Raw genomic sequence first — 20,146 nt, forward strand, 5'->3', positions numbered from 1 at the left:
CCGTGCGGCCGCTCAGCTGGTCTGACCTTCCCGGCTGGAGCCAGGACGACCACGCGGCCGCCTGGGCGGTATTTGCCGCCGGCGCACAGCAGGACGGGGGCGCGCGGCAGTGGTTCGAGGCGCTGTTCGAGCCGGTCGAAATCAGCCGGAGCGCGCATTACACCGGTTATTACGAGCCCGAGCTGCGCGGCGCGCGGCGGCGCAGCGCGGAGTTTCCGGCGCCGCTGCATGCGATGCCGAAGGGCCTGCCGACGCTGTGGCACACGCGCGCGGTGATCACCGGGCAAAACCTGCTGCGCGGCTACGAGATCGCCTATGTGGAAAGCGCGATCGAGGCCTTCCTCGCGCAGGTGCAGGGCTCGGTGCGGCTGCGCACGCCCGAAGGCCCGATGCGGCTCGGCTTTGCGGGCAAGAATGGCCACCCCTACCGCTCCATCGGGCGCGAGCTGGTGCGCCGGGGCGTGGCCCCGCCCGAGCAGCTGACGCCCGAGGTGATCCGGGCCTGGTGCCGGGCCCATCCCGAGCAGGTGGCGGATCTGCTGAACCACAACCCCTCCTATGTGTTCTTCCGTGAGCTGGACCTGCCGCCGCATCTCGGCCCGATCGGGGCGATGGCGGTGCCGGTGACGCCGGGGCGCACGCTGGCGGTCGATCCGGAGGTGATCCCGCTCGGAAGCCCGGTCTGGGTCGAATGCCCGGGCTGGGGCGCGCGGCTGATGGTGGCGCAGGACACCGGATCGGCGATCAAGGGCGTGGGCCGGGGCGATATCTTCATCGGCTCCGGCGCCGAGGCCGGGCGGATTGCGGGCAACATCAACGCGCGCGGCCGCATGGTCTGGCTGCGGAGGCGGGCATGAGGCGGCGCCGCGGCCTGACCGAGGAGGAGCGCGAGCTGTGGTCCCGCGTGGCGGCTTCGGCGCAGGCGATGCATGCCGCGCGCCCGGAGCTGCCCGCGGCCCTGACCCCGCCGCCGAAGGAGCCGGTGGTGGCGCCGCCCTCGCTCGCCCGCGCGTTCCGGGTGGGGGAGAAGGCCGCGCCGAAGCCGGGCCATGACCTCGCCGCCCCGATCGGAGCACATCTGGCCGCGCTGCCGGTGGTGATGGACCGCAAGGCGCACCGCAACATGCTGCGCGGCAAGCTGGAACCCGATGCAAAGATCGACCTGCATGGCATGACCCTCGCGCAGGCGCATCCGGAGCTGATCCATTTCGTGCTGGGGGCGCAGGACCGCGGCCACCGGCTGGTGCTGATCATCACCGGCAAGGGCAAGCCCGGGCGCGACGATGGCCCGATCCCGCAGCGCACCGGGGTGCTGCGCCACCAGGTGCCGCAATGGCTGCGGCTGCCGCCCCTTGGCGCGGTGGTCATGCAGGTGACCGAAGCGCATCTGAAGCATGGCGGCGCAGGCGCCTATTACGTCTATTTGCGGCGTTTGCGCTGAGGCTGCGGCGGCGCCGCTTGGCGGGAGTGGGGCCATTTCGGTGCGGCCCGCAACGATGCCTGCCGCTTCCGCAGGCTGAGCCGTTTTTCCCTTTTCCGGGTGCCCCCGCAGCGCCACAGAAGCTGCGACGGTGTCTCTGCTGTGCGGCGGTCAGGAATTTCGGTGCCGGGCGCCGGGAGCGGGGGATTGCCTGTCGCCAAGCGCAGGCGAAGCTATCGGGCCTGACGCGCAGGGGGAGCGGTGGGGCGCTCCAGCGGGTGTGGGCCGCGCTGCGGGTGGCGCCGTACCCGTGCCTGCCGGAATGGTAGTGAAACATACCCTGGGGGTAGGTGCTGCGCGGGCCTTTCACCCGCTCCGGCGGGAAGGCTGCGCTTCGTCCCGGGGCGGTCAGCTCTTGCACCCCGCGCGGCCCCCGGATTACGCCATGAAGGCCGGTACCCTGCAAAAGGCAGGAAGACGGCGGGGAAGATCGTGGGCCCTAGCAGCGAATCGCTTGCGCACGACCGGGCGTGGGTATACCGTTTAATTAAGGGGTATACATTGCCCAGAATTCTGGCCGCATAGGAAATGCGCCCGGTCAACCCTGCACTCAGTGTGCGGCATGATCAGGGAGCTTCCGACATGCAAGCCCTTATATCACGCTTTTCTTCTAAGGTTCCGGCAATCTCGCTGAGAAACCTTGCGCGGTTCCTGAAGCTGGTGACCCGCCTCATGAAAATCGTCGAGTGGATCATCGACCTCAGCTAAAGATGTACCGTCCCTCTCAGGCGCCCCGGACACATCGGAAGGTATCGGTAAATTCTCCTGCCAGCGCATCGCGCAGTGGCCTTAGCACGCGCATTTCGCCGCCGAACCGCGCGGCGCCCGGTCCTGCGCTTGGAGTCCGCTTTGTCCCGCCTGACCATCCTGCGGGGGAGAGTGGCACGGGGCGCCCGGGCGCCGATATGATCGGGATCTCGGAAGCGGTCGGGATCATTCAGCGGAGGGGCGTGCCGCGAAGGCGGTGGGCATCTGGGCCTGAGGCTCTTCGCCCGCGCCGTATTGCGGCAAGGATCAGCGGCCCAGAACCGGATGACCGCCGTATTCTTGAGCCGACCCATCCGCCATTACGGCCCGGCGCCTGCTGTGCCGTGCCGCCTTCAGGCTCAGAGCACGTAGCGGCTCAGGTCGGTGGAGCGCGCGAGATCACCCAGATACCGCTCCACGAAGGCCGCATCCACCGTCACGCTCTGGCCGGCGCGGTCGGGCGCGGTGAAGGACAGCTCCTCGAACACCCGCTCCATCACCGTATAGAGCCTGCGCGCGCCGATGTTCTCCACGCTGCGGTTCACCTCCGCCGCAATCCGCGCCAGCGCCGCGATGCCATCGGGCGTGAAGCTGACGGTGACCTCCTCGGTCGCCATCAGCGCGGTGTACTGCCGGGTCAGGGCGTTGTCGGTATCGGTCAGGATCCGCACGAAATCCGCCTCGGTCAGCGGCTGCAGCTCCACCCGGATCGGCAGGCGGCCCTGCAGCTCCGGCAGCAGGTCAGAGGGCTTTGCGATGTGGAACGCGCCCGAGGCGATGAACAGGATGTGGTCGGTCTTGACCGGCCCGTATTTGGTGGAGACCGTGGTGCCCTCGATGAGCGGCAGCAGGTCGCGCTGCACGCCCTCGCGGCTTACGTCGCCGCCGCGGGTCTCGGCGCGGGCGCAGACCTTGTCGATCTCGTCGATGAAAACGATGCCGGATTGCTGCACCGCCTCCAGCGCCGCGGCCTTCACCGCCTCGTCATCGAGGAGCTTGTCCGCCTCCTCCGAAATCAGCACCTCGTAGGATTCGGCCACCGTCATCTTGCGCCGGGTGCGGCGGGCGGTGCCGAAGGCCTTGAACAGCTCCTGCAGGCCCTGCATCTGGTTTTCCATCCCGGGCGGGGCGAACATCGCGGGCTGGGCGGTATCGGCCACCTCCAGCTCGATCACCTTGTCATCGAGCAGCCCGTCGCGCAGCTTCGTGCGGAACAGCTCGCGGGTGCTCTCGCGTGCGTCCGTCCCGGCCAGCGCGGCGATCACCCGGTCTTCGGCGGCGGATTGCGCGCGGGCGCGGACCTCCTCACGCATGCGTTCGCGGGTCTCGACGATGGAGGCATCGGCCAGATCGCGGATGATCTGCTCCACATCGCGGCCCACATAGCCGACTTCGGTGAATTTGGTGGCCTCCACCTTCAGGAACGGCGCCTTCGCCAGCCGGGCGAGGCGGCGCGAGATCTCGGTCTTGCCGACGCCGGTCGGGCCGATCATCAGGATGTTCTTCGGATAGACCTCGTCGCGCAGCTCGGGCGCGAGCTGATGGCGCCGCCAGCGGTTGCGCAGCGCCACCGCGACGGCGCGCTTCGCAGCCGCCTGGCCGATGATGAAGCGGTCGAGCTCCGAGACGATTTCACGGGGGGTCAGATTGGTCATGGATCACTCCGCATAAGGGGGGAGCCGGCGTTTGCCGGGAAAATCGGGCAGCGCGCGCAGCAGCCGCGCGCGCAGGTCGGTCCAGAAGGTGCCGAGGAGGGTGAGGCCGAGCCCCGAGGCGAGGAAGACCGTGGCCCAGCTGCGCGGATCGGAGAGCCCGCCCGAGACCCAGGCCACGAGGAAGATCAGATAGCCGATCCCGGCGGTGAGGAAGGAGCGCCGGTCGATCACCAGCGCGAAGCCCGCGATGAGCGCAAGCGCAAGTGCCAGCAGCGCATAGCCAAGGCCGGGCCCCATGTTCCAGAAGGTCAGCGCCACCGTGTTCACCAGCGCGGGCGCGGCCAGCAGGTGCAGCCAGAAGCCGGAGGCCGACATCCGGCCCAGCCGGTGCGGGTCGCGCATGTCGAACCAGAGCGCGGCCGCGAGGGCCACCAGCCCGAACAGAAGCGTGCCGAGGGCCACGCCCGAGCCCGAAAGCAGGTCGAACATGGCCGACAGGCTGTCGATATCGGCGCCGCGCCCGAGCGCGTTTGCTGTGGCCAGCGTGCCCCAGAGCCCGGTGAGCCCGATCAGGAACATGGTGAACGGCAGCCGGAACGCGCGGAACCACAGCACAAGCCCCGCCGCCGTGAGCGCAGCGATGGCAAGCGCGGGCGCGCCTGTTCCCAGCACACGCAGCGCGAGCCAGACGGCGGTGCCGCCCAGAGCCGCGGCATAGACCAGTACCAGCACGATCGAGGGCAGGATCATGCGCCGGCGCAGCGTGTAGTAGCGCGCCAGCCCCCAGGCCGCGGCGCAGATCATCAGGAGCGGCACCGGCGGGCCGAGCAGCGCCGCCAGCCCGAAGCCGCCCGCGAACAGGATCGCGAGACCGACCGCGACGAAGATCTCGGCGAAGCCGCGAAACAGCTCGAAGGGTTCGTCTTCGGGCAGGCGCACGCCCGCGCGGGCCCGCGCCAGCGCCAGCACCGAGGCCGCCTGCGCCGCGCTGAGGTGCCCCGCCGCTACCGCCGCGCGCAGGTCGTCGCGGCTGACATCAGCCACCGATCGCCTCCACGGTGAGGTTGCCGTTGGTGTAGACACAGATATCCGCCGCTATCGCCATTGCCTTGCGCGCGATCGCCTCGGCATCGAGGTCGGTCTCCATCAGCGCGCGGGCAGCGGCCAGCGCATAGTTCCCGCCCGAGCCGATCGCGGCGATGCCATGTTCGGGCTCCAGCACGTCGCCCGCGCCGGTGAGCACGAACAGCTCGGTGCCATCGGTCACGATCAGCATGGCCTCGAGGTTGCGCAGGTATTTGTCGGTGCGCCAGTCCTTCGCCAGCTCCACGCAGGCGCGCGCGAGCTGCCCGGGTGCGGCCTCGAGCTTCTTCTCCAGCCGCTCGAGCAGGGTGAAGGCATCCGCGGTGGAGCCGGCGAAACCGCAGACCACATCGCGCCCGCCGGGGCTGAGGCGGCGGACCTTGCGCGCCGTGCCCTTGATCACCGTCTGCCCGAGGCTCACCTGCCCGTCGCCCGCGACCACCACGCGCCCGCCCTTGCGCACGCCGATGATGGTGGTGCCGTGCCAGCCGGGGAATTTGTCGTCCGCCATGTCGTCCTCCGTTTGGCCCCCGATATGAGCGCGCCCCGCGCCTTGCGCAACCCTTGCCCACGCCTTGCGCAACCCTTGCCCACGCCTTGCGCAACCCTTGCGGCCGCCCGGGGTGCGTCATAGCCTGCCCGCATGGCCCGGGAAACGCTGCGCATCCTGCTCGACCGGCCCGCGCTGGACCGGGTCCGGGCGGGGCAGCACAATTTCTTCGCGCGGGTGCAGCGGGCGGTGGAGGGCGCGGGCTGGCGCGTGCGCTTCGCCGAGAGCACGCTCGCGCGCCGCCTGAGCGCCGATGGCTACACGCTTTATCACATGGAGGAGCCGACCCATCCGCGGGCGCTGACCTGCCGGCGGGTCTATGTGGGCGCGTTCTGGGCGATCGAGGCGCAGGCGGCGCGGTGGGCCTGGCCGGTGGCGCGGGCGGCATATCCGGGCGTCGATGGCGCGGAATTTCTGCACCGCTGGCGCGCGCGCCTCTGGCCGGGTGTGGTCGCGGAGGATCGCGGCCATGTGTTCGTGCCGCTGCAGGGGCGGCTTTCGGTGCAGCGCAGCTTTCAGGCGATGAGCCCGGCCGCGATGCTGCACACGCTGCTCTCGCGCACGGACCGGCCGGTGATCGCGACGCTGCATCCGAAGGAGGCCTGTTCGGCGGAAGACCTGGCCGCCTTGCCCGCTCATCCGCGGCTCAGCCTTCAGCGCGGAGGCTCGGCCGAGGCGCTGCGCAGCTGCCATGCCGTGGTCACGCAGAACAGCGCCATGGCTTTCGAGGGCTATTTCCTGGAAAAACCGGCGCTCCTGTTCGCGGCGATAGATTTTCACCATATCGCCGCCAGCGTTCCGCGCGACGGGATGGAGGCGGCCTTCGCCCCTCGGGCCGCGGCCGATTATGGCGGCTATTTGCGCTGGTTCCTGGAGCAGCGTATCAATGCCGGCCGGCCGGAATGCGAGGCGCAGATCCTGACGGCGCTGCGCGGCCATGGCTGGCCGATCTGAACGGAGCGTTGGGATGACTACTGTCTGGCGGCCGCGGGGCCATATCCGGGTGATCGCGCTTGGGCTGCACTGGCGCGCGGGGCGGCTTCTGGCGGCGGAGGTGCGCGATGATGCGGGGCGGCTGAAGGGCGTGCGGCCGCTGGGCGGCGGGGTGGATTTCGGCGAGACGGCCGCGGCCGCGCTGCAGCGCGAGTTCATGGAGGAGCTGGGCGTGGAGATTGCCATCGCCGGGGCGCCGGTGGTGATAGAGAACATCTACCGCCACGAAGGCGCCGCCGGGCATGAGATTGCTTTTCTCTATCCGGTCAGCCTGCCGGAGGGGGCCTTCGCGGCGCAGGAGCGCATTCAGTTTCGCGAAGACGATGGTACGCCGGGCTGTGCGGGGTGGTATGATCCGGCTGAGCTCGATCTGCCGGAAGGGCCCGCGCTGTTTCCGGCGGGGCTGAAGCATCTGCTTCGGGGGTGAGCAGGCGCCCCGGGGCGCCTGCCGCACGATCAGATCGCGGAATCGATCCAGGCCTTCAGCGCGGCCTTGGGCGCGGCGCCGACCTTGTTCGAGACCACTTCGCCATCCTTGAACAGGAACAGCGCCGGAATGCCGCGCACGCCGAGAGTGGCCGGCGCATCGGGGTTCTCGTCCACGTTGACCTTGGCGATCTTGATCTTGTCGCCGTATTCCTCGGCCAGTTCCTCGAGCGAAGGGCCGATCATCCGGCACGGGCCGCACCATTCGGCCCAGAAATCCACCACGACGGGCACGTCGGACTGGCGCACTTCGGCGTCGAAGGTGGTGTCGGTGACTTTGACGGTAGCCATGAGAGCTCTCCTGAATATCTTGTTGAGGGGAAGGTATGCGCGCCCCCCCGGTGCGTCAAGGCATGGCCCCTGTGCCTTCAGGACATGACCCATGTGCGCAGCGCTTCGTCCATTTGTGCCTCGCCGAGCCGGGTGAGGGTGCCGCTGGCCGTCCACAGCAGCAGGCATTCGACCGCAGCACCCGGATGGACCTGTTGCAGGGCGGCGCGATAGGCGGCCATCTGCCGCACGAGGCCGAGGGGCACCGCCGCCGCATCGGCGGGCACCACCGCGTTCGATTTGTAGTCGAGCACCCGGACGAGGCCCGGCGCCACCCGCAGCCGGTCGATCACGCCATGGATCCGTGCGCCGCCGAGCTCTGGCAGCGCGGCGGTGATCTCCACCTCGGCCAGTGTATCGGCGCTGAGGAAGCCCGCGCCCTGCGCCGCCTCCAGCGCGCGCGCGGCGAGCCCGAGCAGGGCCACCACCTCGGCCTCCTCGGCGCGGTCGGGCCCGAAGCGGAGCAGCTCTGTCGCAAGGCGGGGCCAGTCGTCGGGCTCGGCCGCGGGCAGATGCTCCAGCAGCAGGTGCAATTGCCGCCCGCGCCGCTTCGAGGCTTCGTCGTCGTTGAAATCGGTTTCGCCGGGCAGAGCCTTTGCCCCGCCAAGATCCGAGGGCGAGAGCACGCCCGGCGCCCGCGCAGGCGCCGCCGCCCGCTCCAGCGCCCAGGCGGGCAGGACGGTGGCTTCGGCTTCGGCGTGCGCCGCCGCTGCGCCCGGCTCGGGCCAGGCGCCGTGGCCATGGCGGCGCAGCGGCCCGAGCGCCTGCGCCTCCTCCGACAGGGCGGGCACTTCGGCCGTTCCTGCACGCTCCATCCCGCCTGCGACCAGCGCATACCAGCTCTCTTCGCCCGCGCCGACCTCGCCCGCCGCCGCCACGATCAGCCATTTTTCGGCCCGGGTCAGCGCCACATAGAGGAGCCGCATCTTCTCTTCGCGCTGGCGCGTGGCCTCCGCCTCCATCAGCGCGCGCAGCGCGGGCGGCGTGCCGGACCCGCCCTTCCAGAGCAGCGTCTCGCCGCTGCGGTAGGTCTCGGCGCTGCGGGCGGGGCCGGGCTTCGCGGTATCGGGCAGGATCACGATCGGGGCCTCCAGCCCCTTGGCGCCATGCACCGACATTACCCGGATCGCGCGGCCCTCGCTTTCCATCTGGCGCTTGACCTCGATCTTGTCGGCGCCGAGCCAGCCGAGGAAGCCGGTGAGGCTGGGGATCTCGGTGGATTCGTAGGCCAGCGACTGCGCGATCAGCTCGTCGATCCCGTCCTCCGCCTCGGGGCCGAGCCGCGCGATCAGCCGCTCGCGCCCGCAATGGCGGTTCAGCAGCCGCTCGATCAGGTCGTAGGGGCGCAGGAAATCGGTGAGGTCCAGCAGGTCCTGCAGCACCGCGAGCGTATCCTCGCGCCCGGAAGCGCGCAGCGCCTGCCACAGATGGCCCTTGCGCGGCCGGGCGAGGGCATGGAGGTCGTCCTCGCTCCAGCCAAAGAGCGGCGAGCGCAGCGCGCAGGCGAGCGCAAGGTCGTCCTCCGGCGTGCCGAGAAAGGCCAGCACCGCGCACAGATCCTTCACCGCGAGCTCTGCCCCGAGCTTCAGCCGGTCCGCCCCCGCGACCGCGAGCCCCGCGGCCTTGCAGGCCCGGATCAGCTCGCCGAACAGGGCCGAGCGGCGCTGCACCAGGATGAGGAAATCGCCCTCATGCACCGGGCGCGCGCCCGCGCCCACGGGGATCTGCACGCCCGCGCGGATCATCGCGCGGATTTCGGCGGCGATGGTGCGGGCGAGCACGACATGGGCATCCTCCGCGCCGGGCAGATCGACCGGGTCCTCCCAGTCGTCATCGGCCGGCGCCTCCGCGGGCAGGACCGGCGGCCACAGATCGACCCGCCCCGGCAGGGCATCGAAAAAGGCCATATGCTCGGGCTTGCCGCCGAGGCCCACCGCGCCGCCGCCTGCAAAGGCCAGATCCACCAGCCGCAGCACCGCGACCGAGGAGCGGAACGAATGCTGCAGCTCGGCCGAGACCAGCGGCCGCCCGACCGCCGCGAATTTCGCGCCGAAATGGGCGCGCATCGCCTCGAAGCGCTGCAGATCCGCGCCCTGGAACGAATAGATCGACTGCTTGCGATCGCCCACCACGAAAATGGTGCGGGTTTCGGCGCGCGCGCCTTCGCCGGCGGTGAATTCATCGGCCAGCCGCTCGATCACCTGCCACTGGCCGGGCGAGGTATCCTGCGCCTCGTCCACGAGGATATGGTCGATGCCGCCATCGAGCCTGAACAGCACCCATTGCGCCACCGAAGGCGACGAGAGCAGCGCGCCCGCCCGCTCGATCAGGTCGTCGAAGTCGAGCCAGCCACCTGCGGCCTTGCGCGCCCGGTAGCGCGGCACGAACACGCCCGCAAAGCGCGCGAGCGCGAGCGTGCGGTCGGCCACGGCCAGCGCGTATTGGGCGGCGCGGGTTTCGGCCACGCGCTCCATGAAGGCGTGGAATTCGGCGCTCAGCTCCTCGCCCATCTCGCGCTGCGCGACCTTGGTGGGGATCGAGGCCGTCTTCGCCTCGGCGAGGTTCTTCTTCAGCAGCGCGTCTTGCAGGAACGCCAGCCCCTCCGGTCCGGGCTTCACCCGGCTGAGGGTCGCGGCCAGCTCCTGCATCGTCTTGGCCTGGCCTTTCAGGACCGGGATCACCGCACCGAACAGCGCCTTCTCGGTGCCGTCGAAAATCATGCCGGGCAGGTCCTCGGCGGTGATCGGCGGCAGGCCGAGGGCTGCCAGCACCGCGGCGCGGTCGGGCGCGCGGGCGAAGGCATCGGCCTGCCGGGTGATCGCGCCGATCAGCGTGCTGAGGTCGTCGCCGCCATGAAACAGCGCGAGGTCATCCAGCACCGGGCGCTCCGGGCCGCGGGCGATCTCCTCGAGGATATCGGCGCGCAGCTCGGCGGCGCTGCGGTCGTCGAGCTCGCTGAAGCCGTGCGGCACGCCCGCCTCCAGCGGGAAGCGGCGCAGGAGCGCGCCACAGAAGGAGTGAATCGTCTGGATCTTCAGCCCGCCCGGCGCCTCGATCGCCTGCGCAAACAGCCGCCGCGCCTGCGCCAGCCGCTCGGCGCCGATCTCGCCGGGCTCGCCCAGCTGCGCCAGCTCCGCGCGCAGCGCGGCATCGGGCAGCATCGCCCAGGATCCGAGCCGCTTCAGCAGCCGGTTCTGCATCTCGCTCGCCGCGGCCTTGGTATAGGTCAGGCACAGCACCTTCTGCGGCTCGGTGCCATTGAGCAGCAGCCGCGCCACCCGGTCGGTGAGCACCTTGGTCTTGCCCGAGCCCGCATTGGCGGAGAGCCAGGTGGAGGAAGCCGGATCCGCGGCCCGGATCTGCCGTTCGCTCGCGAGGTTCATCGCCCGCCCTCCGGCAGATCGCTCAGGTCCCATTCGCCGTAGCGCGAGAGGTGGTCATAGTCGCTCTTGTCGCGCATGGAGCGCAGGGCGCGGCGCGCGGTATAGCCGGTGGCCGGGTCCAGATAGCGCGCGATCAGGCGCTGGAACTTTGCCCAGGTGGTGTCGATCTCCTCGAGCAGTGGCAGGTCCCGGGTCTCGCCATCGCCGCCAAGCCGGATATAGGTCATCGCGGCCACCCTGCGCGGGCCGGTGGCGCCGAAGGCCCCGCGTGCGACCATCGCCGCCTCCAGCAGGAGCTGTTTGTCGAAATGCAGCACTTCGGCATCGGAGGGCGGCTTGCCGGATTTGTAGTCGTAAAGATGCGCGCGCCCGTCGGTGAGGACGTCGATCCGGTCGGGCTTCGCGGTCAGGCGGAAGCCGTTGGGCAGGGTGATCCCGCCGCGCTCCTCGATGACCACGGGGGCCCCTTCGGCCAGCCGCGCGGCTTCGTCTTGCACCAGCCGCGCCGCGATCCGGCGGATCCGCGCGAGCCAGAGCACCTGCGCGCTCGGCCAGGGGATCTCGGCGGCAAGAACCGCGCGCGCCACCGCGAGCAGCCGCGCCTCTGCCTCGGCCAGGGTCTCCGTGGCCGGGCGCTCGCGCAGGAAGCGCTCCATGATCAGGTGCAGCACCTCGCCGCGCAGGCGCGGATCGGGCTCCGGGCGAAGCGGGTCGAGCGGGCGCAGCCGCAGGATCCGCTGGGCATAAATGGCATAGGGGTCGCGGATCAGGGTCTTGATCGCGGTCACCGGCAGTTCGCGCGGGCGGTCCTCGGCGGGGGGGCGGGGCGCGGGGCGGGCGGCGGGGGCCCCCCCCGCGCCCGGGAGCGGCAGCGCCCCCGCGAGCGCGAGCCATCCGGCGCCACGGGCGCGCATCTGCGCCAGCGCGCAGGCCCCGCCCTCGCCCAGGCCCGCAAGCAGGTTCGTCATCCGGTTCAGCCAGCGCGACGGCACGGTTTCGGCCCCGCCATCGCGCCGCGCGCGGCTGAGCACCACTTCGGGCGCGCCGATCGCCTGCTGGAAATCATGTGCCGAAAGGCCGATCTGCCGCTCCGGCAGCAGGAGCCCGGCATCGAGCCGCATCCGGCGGCTGAGCCAGGGGTCGGGTTTCGGCGCCTCCGGCCAGCTGCCCTCGTTCAGCCCGGCGAGGACGACGAGCTCCGCCGCCTGCACCCGCGCCTCCAGCGTGCCGAGGATCAGCACGCCGGGATGGGCGCTGAGCGTGCGGCGCACCTGCACCGCGCCAAACAGCGTATCGAGCAGGTCCGCATAATCCGCGGGGCCATAGCGGCCGGCATGAGCGGCCTCGGCGCTCAGATCGGTCATGATCCGCAGGCATTCGAGGCCCGCTTCGCGCTGCCACAGGGCGCTCGCCTCCACATGGCCGCCGGGCCCGGCGGCGAGGCGCGCGGTCAGCTCCAGATGCGCGGCGATGATATCGGCGAGCTCGGCCTCCGGCGCCTCGGGGAAGGCTTCGAGGATTCCGGCGACCCAGCTGGCCCAGGCCAGCCGGTCCGGCTCTGCGCCCGCCCATTTCACCAGCGCGGCGCGGTCCGGGAAGGCGGGGCCATGGCGGCGCAGCCACAGCTCCAGCTCGCGGCTGTAGAGCAGGTGGCTGCCGCGCATCGCGGAGCCGGTGGCGGCGAGGGGATGCTTCAGCAGCACCAGAAGCGGCTCCAGCATCAGCACGCGGCCGCGCAGCCGCGCCACATGGCGCAGAAGCCGCCCGGCGGTGGTGAGCTGCAACGGCTCGCCCGCGCTGTCGTCGGGGGTGATGCCCCAGCGGTCGAGGGCGGCGGCGACCCGGCGGGTGAGCATCCGGTTCGGGGTGATGAGGGCGGCGGGGCGGCCCTCCTCCACCGCGCGGCGCAGCACCAGCGCAATGGAGAGCGCCTCGTGGCGTTCGTCCGGGGCCTCGATCAGGGTCATGCGGGCGCAGGTGCCGGGCAGGTCGCTCAGGGCGGCGCCTTCGCGCATCCACTGATCCGTCACCGGGGCGGGGCGCAGCGCGAGCGACACCAGCGCATTGCGCCGCGGCGCGGGCGGGGTGGCATCCGTCCAGGGCAGGATCGGCAGGCCGAGCCTGCGGCCGAGCGCGCGGTAGCGGTATTGCGGGTGGTCCTCGATCGGCACGGTGCCGGCATCGAGCGCCTCCCAGGCGAAATCGGGCATGTCGGCATCGTAGCCGGGCAGGACGATCATCCCGCGGGGCAGAGCGGCCACCGCCTGCATCAGCTCCGCCGTGGTGCCGCGCGAGCCGGTGGAGCCCGCGATGACGATGCGCGCCTGGGGCGGCTGCGCGGCCCAGCCCTGAGCCAGCGCCTCGATCACCCGGCGCAGGCGGCCGGTCGGGTCCGGATCGGAGGCGGCATCGAAATAGCGCGCGACGATACGGATGAAGCCGAGGCTCGCCTGCCAGTGGGCGGCGTGGCTGTCCTGGATGTCCAGCGCCTCGATGGCGGCGGGAGGGACGTTTTCGTCCTGCATTTCGGCGAGCAGGTCGGCGAGGCTGTCGGCGAGGCTGAAAAGCCCGGCGCCCGGCTCGAACTGCGGCATCCGCTGCGCGAGCCCCGCCACCAGCTGCGCGAGCTCCAGCCGGCGGCGCAGCGGCGGCACTGCGGGCGGAATCCCGGCCAGCGGCAGCCGCGCCAGATCGGCGATGAGCCCGAGCCGCGGCAGGTAGCGCGCGCCATGGGCATCGAAGGCCTCGCGCACGCGGCGCTGCATCCGGCCGGAGTTCAGATAGAGCTGCACCCGCGCCATCGCCTCGGGCGGCTCCGCGGCCATCCGGGCGATCAGGCCGCGGACGAGCTCGGCCGGGAAATCCACGCCGCAGGGCAGGGCATGCAGGCTACCCATGCGCCAGCATCGCCTCTGCCAGCGGGATCGATTCGGGGCGGCCCACATCGCACCAGCCGCCCGGGTGGACGAGGCCGAACACCCGGCCCTCGGCCAGCATCGCATCCCACAGCCGGTTCAGCGAGAACACCTCCTCCGGGATCGCGGCGAGGCCGGAGGGATCGAGGATCTGTGCCCCGGTATACACATGTCCGGGCCCGCGCGTGAGCCGCCCGTCTGCGCCGAGCGTGAAATCCCCCGCCCCGGTATGGCCGGTGGCCCGCCCGGCCGGTACCAGCGCCAGCAGCGCGCCCATCCCGGGCCGCCAGGCGGCGCGCAGCGCGCAGAGCACGTTCGGCCCCGTCCAGATGGCATCGGTATTGAGCGTGAACACCGGCCCCGGCCCCAGCAGCGGCAGCGCCCGGCGCAGGCCGCCGCCGGTCTCGAGGATGCGCGCGCTCTCATCGGAAATGGCCACGCGGCGCCCGGCCAGATGCGCCGCGACCTGCGCGCCGAGGTAATGCGTATTGGCGACGATGCGGCCGATGCCGGCGCCTTCGGCCAGATCCAGCGCATGGTCGATCAGCGGCCGGCCGGCCACGGGCACCAGCGGCTTCGGCCGGGTTTGCGTCAGCGCGCCCATCCGGGTGCCGAACCCGGCGGCGAACAGCATCAGAGCGTCGGGCGGGTTCCGCATGCGCGCTTCAGTCCTTCCATCATCGGGGCATCGGGGGGCGGATAGGCCGCGCGGATGGCGCGCGCCAGATCCGCAAGCGCCGGATGCGCCAGATTGCGCTCCAGATTGCGCCAGTTGCGCGGCATCAGATCGACGTAGGCGGCCTTGCCCATCGCGAGGCAGAGCCGGGCGAAGACGCCATGGATGCGCAGCGCGCGCTGCGCGCCGAGAAGGGCATAGGCCGCACCGAAAGACAGCGGATCGAGGCCGCGGGCGGCGCAATAGGCCTGCCGGGCCAGCGCCTCGACTTTGGGCGAGACATCGCGGCGCACGTCCTGCAGGGCGGAGACGAGATCATAGGCCGGGTGCCCGGCCACGGCATCCTGGAAATCCAGCAGGCCGAGGCGCGCGCTGCCCAGCCGCTGCGGCAGCCAGAGCGCGTTCTGGGCATGGAAATCGCGCAGGCACAGGACCGGGGGCAGCGCCTCCTGCGCGGCGAACAGATCGGCGATCTGGCCGGGCAGGGCTGCTGCTGCGGCCGGGTCTCCGGGCGCCCAATCCGCCGTGAGCGCGACCAGCGCACCGAGCGCCGGGCCATCCAGCGGCGGCACGAAGCCGGGCGGCGCGTGGCGGTGCAGATCCAGCAGGAAATCGGTGACATGGCCATAAAGCTCGGCCTCGCGCGCCGGGCTGCGGGCAAGGAGGGCGGAGAGGAGATCGTCGCCCAGATCCTCCAGCAGCATCAGCCCGGCATCGGCCTCCGTCGCCAGGATCTCGGGCGCCGAATAGCCGCGCGCGCGCAGCCAGTCGTCGATCTCCGCGAAGCGGCGGAACTCCGCGCCGGGCGGCGCGACCATCAGAACGGCGCTGCGGCCATCGAGATGCAGCCGCTCATAGCGCCGGGCGGAGGCATCGCCCGCAAGGGGCGCGCGCCGGGCCGCGCCCCAGCCGGCCTGGGCCAGGAAATCGGGAATCGCGCTCATCCGATGCGCCCTTCCAGCCGCTCCAGCCAGGCCTTGCTGCCTGTGAGCGTGACCTCGCGCGAGAGCCCGTCATGCGTCTGCGCGAAGCGCAGGGTCAGGGCGCCGGGCGGGCGCAGCGCGCCGAGCCGCTCCGGCCATTCGATCAGGCAGATGGCAGTGCCGAAGGCATCTTCGAGCCCGAGCTCCACCGCTTCGTCCGGATGGCCGAGGCGATAGAGATCGGCGTGCCAGATCTCGGGCGCCGCGCCATAGGTTTGCACAAGGGTGAAGGTGGGCGAGGGCACGTCCTCTGCCCTGCCCAGCCGCGCGCGGATCAGGGCGCGGGCGAAATGGGTCTTGCCGGCGCCGATCGGGCCTTCGAGCAGGAGCACATCGCCTGCGCCGAGCAGCGCCGCGAGCGCATGGCCGAGCCGGTCCGTCGCATCGGCGTCGGGCAGATCGAGGGTCAGCAGCGGGGCGTCGTCGGCATGCGTCATGCGGGCAATCTACCCGCGCCGCCGGTGCGGGCAACCGCTTTCCGGCGCTTTGCCTCAGAACCGGGGCAGCAGGGCGGCGGGTGCGTTCTCGTCGCGGGCGAAATCCAGCGCGGCGCGATCGGCGACGGCGGTCTCGCGCTTCACGCTGCAGATCAGCTCGTTGCCCTCGATCTCCGAGGCCACGATCAGGCAGGTGGAGAGGTGGCGCGCCCCATCATAGAGATCCACCAGCCCGCGCAGATGGCTCATCTGCGTGGCATCCAGCGAGAACCCGCCGTGCCAGCGCCGCAGCACCGGCCAGATGTCGGCGCCGGTGTGAATCCGCAGGCGCGCGCGCTCGCGCTTCTCGCTCAGGAGCGCGGCACGCACCGTCTCGACCAGGTCCTTGGGCAGAATCTCCATGGCGCTCCTCCGATCCCCATTCCGACTCAACTGTGCGCCATTCATGTAAAAAATCAACGTCAGCCGGATGAAAAACTGCGGCTGCGCCCGAGCGCGCGGGCCCGTCCGGTGCGCTCACGAACAGGTGGTTGCGCGCATGCCACAGGGCGGAAATCCCGCCCCTGCCCCTTGTTTCCGGGGCGCGGCCCCTTTAATCCTATGGGCAGCGATTTCATATCATCACCAAGCGGCCGTGCCATTGCGCCGGCCCAACGAAGCCGAGACAGGAGCGCAGGATGGTGGGCAGAGGGCTTTGCGGCGCCTTCGTCGTATCGGCGGCATTGGCAGGATGCGGCGTGCAGGACCCGCAGCCGACGGGCGTCGATGACCCTTACGAGGGGACGAACCGGAGCATCCATGCCTTCAACAAGGGCTTCGATACGGTCGTGTTCAAGGCTCCGCCGGGCCATGCGCGCTCGATCGACAATGCGTTCACGCGCTCGGTCTCGAACGTGGGCTCGAACCTCGGTCTGCCGGGCAAGGTGGTGAACTCCGTGCTGCAGGCGAATGCGGAGCCCGCGGTGCGCAACACGTTCCGCTTCGCGATCAACACCACGGTCGGGATCGGCGGGATCTTCGATCCGGCGGGCAAGCTCGGCCTGCCCGAGGCCGATACCGACTTCGGCGAGACGCTGGCCTATTGGGGCGTCCACGAAGGGCCCTATGTGGAACTGCCTTTCTATGGACCTTCCACCGCGCGAGATGCGTTGGGGACGGCGGTGGACGTCGTGATGAACCCGGTCGGCAGCATGCTGAACGGCTCGGCGGTCCAGGCCGCTACCGGCGCGCGTCTGGCCGGCAAGGCCGCGGACCGCAAAATCTATGGGGACGTGATCGAATCCGTCCTTTACGACAGTGCAGACAGCTATGCGCAAATGCGTCTGCTTTATCTGCAGAACCGGCGCTTCAAGCTGTCCGGACAGGAGAACAACGATGCAAATTCCTGGGACCCTTACACAGACCCGCAATAACTCGGCCCTCTTGAGCCGCCGGACGCTCCTTGGTCTCGGCGTGGCGGGCATGGCCGCCGCGGTGCTGCCGCGGGGCGCCTTCGCTGCGCTCGACAATACGCAGGCGAGCGCACTGATCAGCCAGGCGGTGGCGGACGTCAACGCGGCGATCGCCTCGGGCAAGGCCGGCCCCGCGCTCTATGCGCAGTTCGAGGCGCTGTTCAACAAATATGCCGACGTGCCGACGATCGCGCGTTCGGCGCTCGGCTCCGCCGCGCGTCAGGCCAGCCCGGCGCAGATCCAGGGCTTCACCAGCGCCTTCCGGGGCTACCTCGCGCGTAAATACGGCAAGCGGTTCAACGAGTTCCGCGGCGCCAAGTTCGAGGTGCAGGGCGCGCGTCAGGTCAAGACCTTCTACGAGGTGGCGACGACCGCGCACCTGCCGGGCAAGGAGCCGTTCAACGTGCAATGGCAGGTTTCCGACAAATCCGGCAAGAACCTGTTCTTCAACATCATCGTAGAGGGCGTGAACATGCTGGCCTCCGAGCGCACCGAGATCGGCGCGATGCTCGACCAGCAGAAGGGCGACATCGACGCCCTGATCGCCGCGCTGAAGACCGCCGGCTGATTCTACCTCCGCGCTACAAAAGGCCCGCCGGATGCGCTCCGGCGGGCCTTTTGTTATTGGGTGAGCGAATGCAGCAGGTCGTTGATCTTGTCGCCGAGGGTTTCCTTCTTCGGCTGGGCGGGCTTCACCAGCTGGCCGTTCACCACCTCGACGCCGCCCTCCGGGATCGGGTCGCCCGATTGCCAGCTCTCGCCCGGATAGGCATTGTCGCCGCCCATCCCGCGCCATTCCGAGGGATCCGCCATCGGCAGCGGGTTCGAGGGCATGCCCTTTTCGACCCGGGTCATCACCTCACGCCAGATCTCGGCGGGCAGGCCGCCGCCCGTCACCCCGGCGAGGGGGCGGTTGTCGTCGTAGCCCATCCAGACCCCGGCGACGTAATCGGCGGTAAAGCCGATGAACCAGGCGTCGCGTGCGGCCTGGGTGGTGCCGGTCTTGCCCGCGACCTCGTGCCCGTCCAGCCGGGCGCGGCGCGAGGTGCCCTGCTCCACGCCCTGATGCATCATCCAGACCAGCTCGCGCGCGGCTTTCTCGGAAATCACCCGCTCGCCGATGCCGCCATCGGCGCCGAAGAGCGGGTCGATGTCGCTCTTGAGCCGCAGTTCGGTGAGGCCGTAGGGTTTGACCGAGGAGCCGCCGTTGAGGATGCCGGCATAGGCGCCGGTCATTTCCAGGAGCGTCGATTCCGACACGCCGAGCGCCACCGCGGGGCCCTGCGCGAGATCCGAGGCGAAGCCGAAATCCGTGGCCACCTGGCGCACGGCATCGAGGCCCACAGACATCGCGACCCGCACCGTCGCGGTGTTGATCGAATTGGCCAGCGCGCGCCAGAGCGGGATCGGGCCGAGGTAGTCCTTGGTGTAGTTCTTCGGCGACCAGGGGCCGGAGCCCTTCACGTTGATCGTGAGCGGCGCGTCTTCGATGGTCGTGTCGGGGGTCCAGCCCATGTCGAGCGCTGCGGCATAGACGAAGGGCTTGAAGGTGGAGCCGGTCTGCCTCTTCGCCTGGGTCGCGCGGTTGAACGCGCCCGAGACCTTGGACTTGCGCCCCCCGACCATGGCCCGCACCGCCCCATCTGATGACATCACCACGATCGCGGCCTCGGCGGCGGAGCCGTCCTTGACCTTGTTGTCAAAGACCGCCCGAAGCGCCTCCTCGGCGGCCGATTGCAGGTGCTGATCGAGCGTGGTCTCGACGATGACATCCTCCGTCGTGCCCTTGGAGAGGAAATCTGGCAGCGAATCCATCAGCCAGTCGGCGAAATAACCGCCCGCGCGGGCCTGCGCCGCGTCGGAGAGCGTCGCGGGGTTGGCGCGGGCCTCCTCCCATTGCCGGTTCGTCAGGAGGCCTTCCTCGTGCATCAGCGCAAGCACCATGCCCGCGCGCTCTTGGCTCCGCTTCAGGTCGGTGGTGGGCGCATAGGTCGAGGGCGCCTTCAGCAGCCCGGCCAGCATTGCGGCCTGTTGCGGCGTCACAACCTTGGCCGATACGCCGAAATAGCGCTGTGCCGCCGCCTCGAAGCCGCGCGCTCCCGCGCCCAGATAGGCCCGGTTCAGGTAGATCGACAGGATCTGGTTCTTCGAATATTTCAGCTCCATCGCCAGCGCATAGGGGATTTCCTTGACCTTGCGCTTGATCCCGCCGGAGCGGCAGTCGTTCTCGTAATCGGCTTCGGTCTTCCAGCTGTGCGGATCGAACGGCACGCCGAGGCAGAGCAGCTTCGCCACCTGCTGGGTGATGGTGGAGCCGCCGTTGCCCTCCAGCGGGCCGCGCCCCTCGGAGAGGTTGATCCGGATCGCGGAGGCGATGCCGCGCGGGCTGACCCCGAAATGGTGATAGAACCGGCGGTCTTCGGTGGCGATGATGGCGTTGCGTAGGTCGGGCGAGACGCTGTCGGCGGTGATCTTGCCGCCATAGGTCTCGCCGCGCCAGGCGAAGACATCGCCGTTGCGGTCGAGCATGGTCACCGAGCCACGGTTCCGGCCATCGAGCAGGGCGGTATATTCCGGCAGCTGCGCATAGAAATACCAGGTCGCGGCGCCGAGAATCAGCGCCACCACGGCCGTTGCCCGCCAGACCGCGCCCCACAACACCCGCCAGAGCAGATGCACGAGGCCGGTGATCAGCCCCGCGAGCCCGCCCCGCCGCCCCGGCGGCGTCTGCTTGCGTGCCGGTTTATTCGGTGGCTCGGATTTCGGGGCTGCGGGCTTCGTTGCCGCATACCGTCGTTCCGCCACCAGCGGCCCGCGCCGCCCGCCTGTTTGCGCCATTGCTCGATCCGTTCTTGGTGTTTGCGCCAATCTACATGTCTTGCATCCGGATGTGGAGCGGCAAGGCCCCGGACGTTAATTTTGCTGTGGCTGATTTTTTGGGCGAATAGCCTGTTTTGTGGTATTATGCTGCCCGGAT

Annotated in this window: 17 protein-coding genes; 6 read left to right on the forward strand and 11 right to left on the reverse strand. The window is 70.2% G+C overall.

Translation table 11 applies throughout. From position 1 onward, the window contains the following. Positions 1-2: 2 nt before the first annotated feature. Together ACOMG5_RS04025 and ACOMG5_RS04030 are read left to right on the forward strand one after the other, a co-directional pair. Positions 3-857: a murein transglycosylase A gene (locus ACOMG5_RS04025; RefSeq protein ID WP_420342495.1), complete on the forward strand. Its 855-nt coding sequence runs from the start codon at positions 3-5 to the stop codon at positions 855-857. Continuing rightward, positions 854-1,441 (forward strand): Smr/MutS family protein, encoded by a 588-nt coding sequence (locus ACOMG5_RS04030; protein WP_420342496.1) that lies wholly within the window; start codon positions 854-856, stop codon positions 1,439-1,441. Before ACOMG5_RS04025 ends, ACOMG5_RS04030 begins: the two co-directional genes overlap by 4 nt. A gap of 1,145 nt (positions 1,442-2,586) precedes the next feature. On the opposite strand, the gene hslU is transcribed toward ACOMG5_RS04030, so the two are convergent. From hslU to hslV, 3 genes are read right to left on the reverse strand one after another with little or no spacing between them, the layout of a single operon-like run. Continuing rightward, positions 2,587-3,882 carry an ATP-dependent protease ATPase subunit HslU gene (gene hslU, locus ACOMG5_RS04035; protein ID WP_420342497.1) on the reverse strand — a complete coding sequence of 432 codons (1,296 nt, stop codon included), beginning with the start codon at positions 3,880-3,882 and terminating at the stop codon, positions 2,587-2,589. A 3-nt stretch (positions 3,883-3,885) separates the two neighbouring features. After that, positions 3,886-4,926 (reverse strand): hypothetical protein, encoded by a 1,041-nt coding sequence (locus tag ACOMG5_RS04040; protein ID WP_420342498.1) that lies wholly within the window; start codon positions 4,924-4,926, stop codon positions 3,886-3,888. Further along, positions 4,919-5,476 carry an ATP-dependent protease subunit HslV gene (gene hslV / locus ACOMG5_RS04045; protein WP_420342499.1) on the reverse strand — a complete coding sequence of 186 codons (558 nt, stop codon included), beginning with the start codon at positions 5,474-5,476 and terminating at the stop codon, positions 4,919-4,921. The genes ACOMG5_RS04040 and hslV overlap by 8 nt, the downstream gene beginning before the upstream one ends. A 132-nt stretch (positions 5,477-5,608) precedes the next feature. Between hslV and ACOMG5_RS04050 the strand changes: the two genes are divergently transcribed. Together ACOMG5_RS04050 and ACOMG5_RS04055 are read left to right on the forward strand one after the other, a co-directional pair. Beyond that, positions 5,609-6,469, forward strand: coding sequence for a hypothetical protein (locus ACOMG5_RS04050; RefSeq protein ID WP_420342500.1), 861 nt, complete (start codon positions 5,609-5,611; stop codon positions 6,467-6,469). Between the two features lie 13 nt (positions 6,470-6,482). Next, positions 6,483-6,935, forward strand: a complete 453-nt coding sequence (locus tag ACOMG5_RS04055; RefSeq protein WP_420342501.1) for an NUDIX hydrolase — start codon at positions 6,483-6,485, stop codon at positions 6,933-6,935. A 29-nt stretch (positions 6,936-6,964) separates the two neighbouring features. Here the strand turns inward: ACOMG5_RS04055 and trxA are convergent, their stop codons facing one another. From trxA to ACOMG5_RS04090, 7 genes are all read right to left on the reverse strand, one after another. Next, on the reverse strand, positions 6,965-7,285 hold the full coding sequence (gene trxA / locus ACOMG5_RS04060) for a thioredoxin (protein ID WP_420342502.1): 321 nt from the start codon (positions 7,283-7,285) through the stop codon (positions 6,965-6,967). A 77-nt stretch (positions 7,286-7,362) separates the two neighbouring features. Next, complete coding sequence (addA, locus tag ACOMG5_RS04065; protein ID WP_420342503.1) at positions 7,363-10,707, reverse strand: double-strand break repair helicase AddA; 3,345 nt, start codon at positions 10,705-10,707, stop codon at positions 7,363-7,365. After that, a complete protein-coding gene (addB, locus tag ACOMG5_RS04070; RefSeq protein ID WP_420342504.1) occupies positions 10,704-13,604 on the reverse strand; it encodes a double-strand break repair protein AddB in 2,901 nt (966 codons plus the stop codon). The genes addA and addB overlap by 4 nt, the downstream gene beginning before the upstream one ends. Then, positions 13,597-14,280 (reverse strand): nucleotidyltransferase family protein, encoded by a 684-nt coding sequence (locus ACOMG5_RS04075; RefSeq protein ID WP_420342505.1) that lies wholly within the window; start codon positions 14,278-14,280, stop codon positions 13,597-13,599. Before ACOMG5_RS04075 ends, addB begins: the two co-directional genes overlap by 8 nt. Continuing rightward, the gene (locus ACOMG5_RS04080; protein ID WP_420342506.1) at positions 14,256-15,242 is read right to left on the reverse strand and encodes an aminoglycoside phosphotransferase family protein; all 987 of its coding nucleotides are present in this window, start codon (positions 15,240-15,242) and stop codon (positions 14,256-14,258) included. The genes ACOMG5_RS04075 and ACOMG5_RS04080 overlap by 25 nt, the downstream gene beginning before the upstream one ends. Further along, positions 15,239-15,718 (reverse strand): tRNA (adenosine(37)-N6)-threonylcarbamoyltransferase complex ATPase subunit type 1 TsaE, encoded by a 480-nt coding sequence (gene tsaE / locus ACOMG5_RS04085; protein ID WP_420342507.1) that lies wholly within the window; start codon positions 15,716-15,718, stop codon positions 15,239-15,241. The genes ACOMG5_RS04080 and tsaE overlap by 4 nt, the downstream gene beginning before the upstream one ends. A gap of 54 nt (positions 15,719-15,772) precedes the next feature. After that, positions 15,773-16,120 carry a hypothetical protein gene (locus tag ACOMG5_RS04090; protein ID WP_420342508.1) on the reverse strand — a complete coding sequence of 116 codons (348 nt, stop codon included), beginning with the start codon at positions 16,118-16,120 and terminating at the stop codon, positions 15,773-15,775. Between the two features lie 275 nt (positions 16,121-16,395). Between ACOMG5_RS04090 and ACOMG5_RS04095 the strand changes: the two genes are divergently transcribed. Together ACOMG5_RS04095 and ACOMG5_RS04100 are read left to right on the forward strand one after the other, a co-directional pair. Continuing rightward, positions 16,396-17,130: a VacJ family lipoprotein gene (locus ACOMG5_RS04095; protein WP_420342509.1), complete on the forward strand. Its 735-nt coding sequence runs from the start codon at positions 16,396-16,398 to the stop codon at positions 17,128-17,130. Further along, positions 17,093-17,737 carry an MlaC/ttg2D family ABC transporter substrate-binding protein gene (locus ACOMG5_RS04100; RefSeq protein ID WP_420342510.1) on the forward strand — a complete coding sequence of 215 codons (645 nt, stop codon included), beginning with the start codon at positions 17,093-17,095 and terminating at the stop codon, positions 17,735-17,737. The genes ACOMG5_RS04095 and ACOMG5_RS04100 overlap by 38 nt, the downstream gene beginning before the upstream one ends. Before the next feature lie 53 nt (positions 17,738-17,790). Here ACOMG5_RS04100 and ACOMG5_RS04105 read toward each other — a convergent pair whose 3' ends face one another. Next, positions 17,791-20,007, reverse strand: coding sequence for a transglycosylase domain-containing protein (locus tag ACOMG5_RS04105; RefSeq protein WP_420342511.1), 2,217 nt, complete (start codon positions 20,005-20,007; stop codon positions 17,791-17,793). Positions 20,008-20,146 lie beyond the last annotated feature (139 nt).

Origin of the sequence: Paenirhodobacter sp. (genome assembly GCF_041916475.1) — a bacterium.
Lineage (GTDB): Bacteria > Pseudomonadota > Alphaproteobacteria > Rhodobacterales > Rhodobacteraceae > Rhodobacter.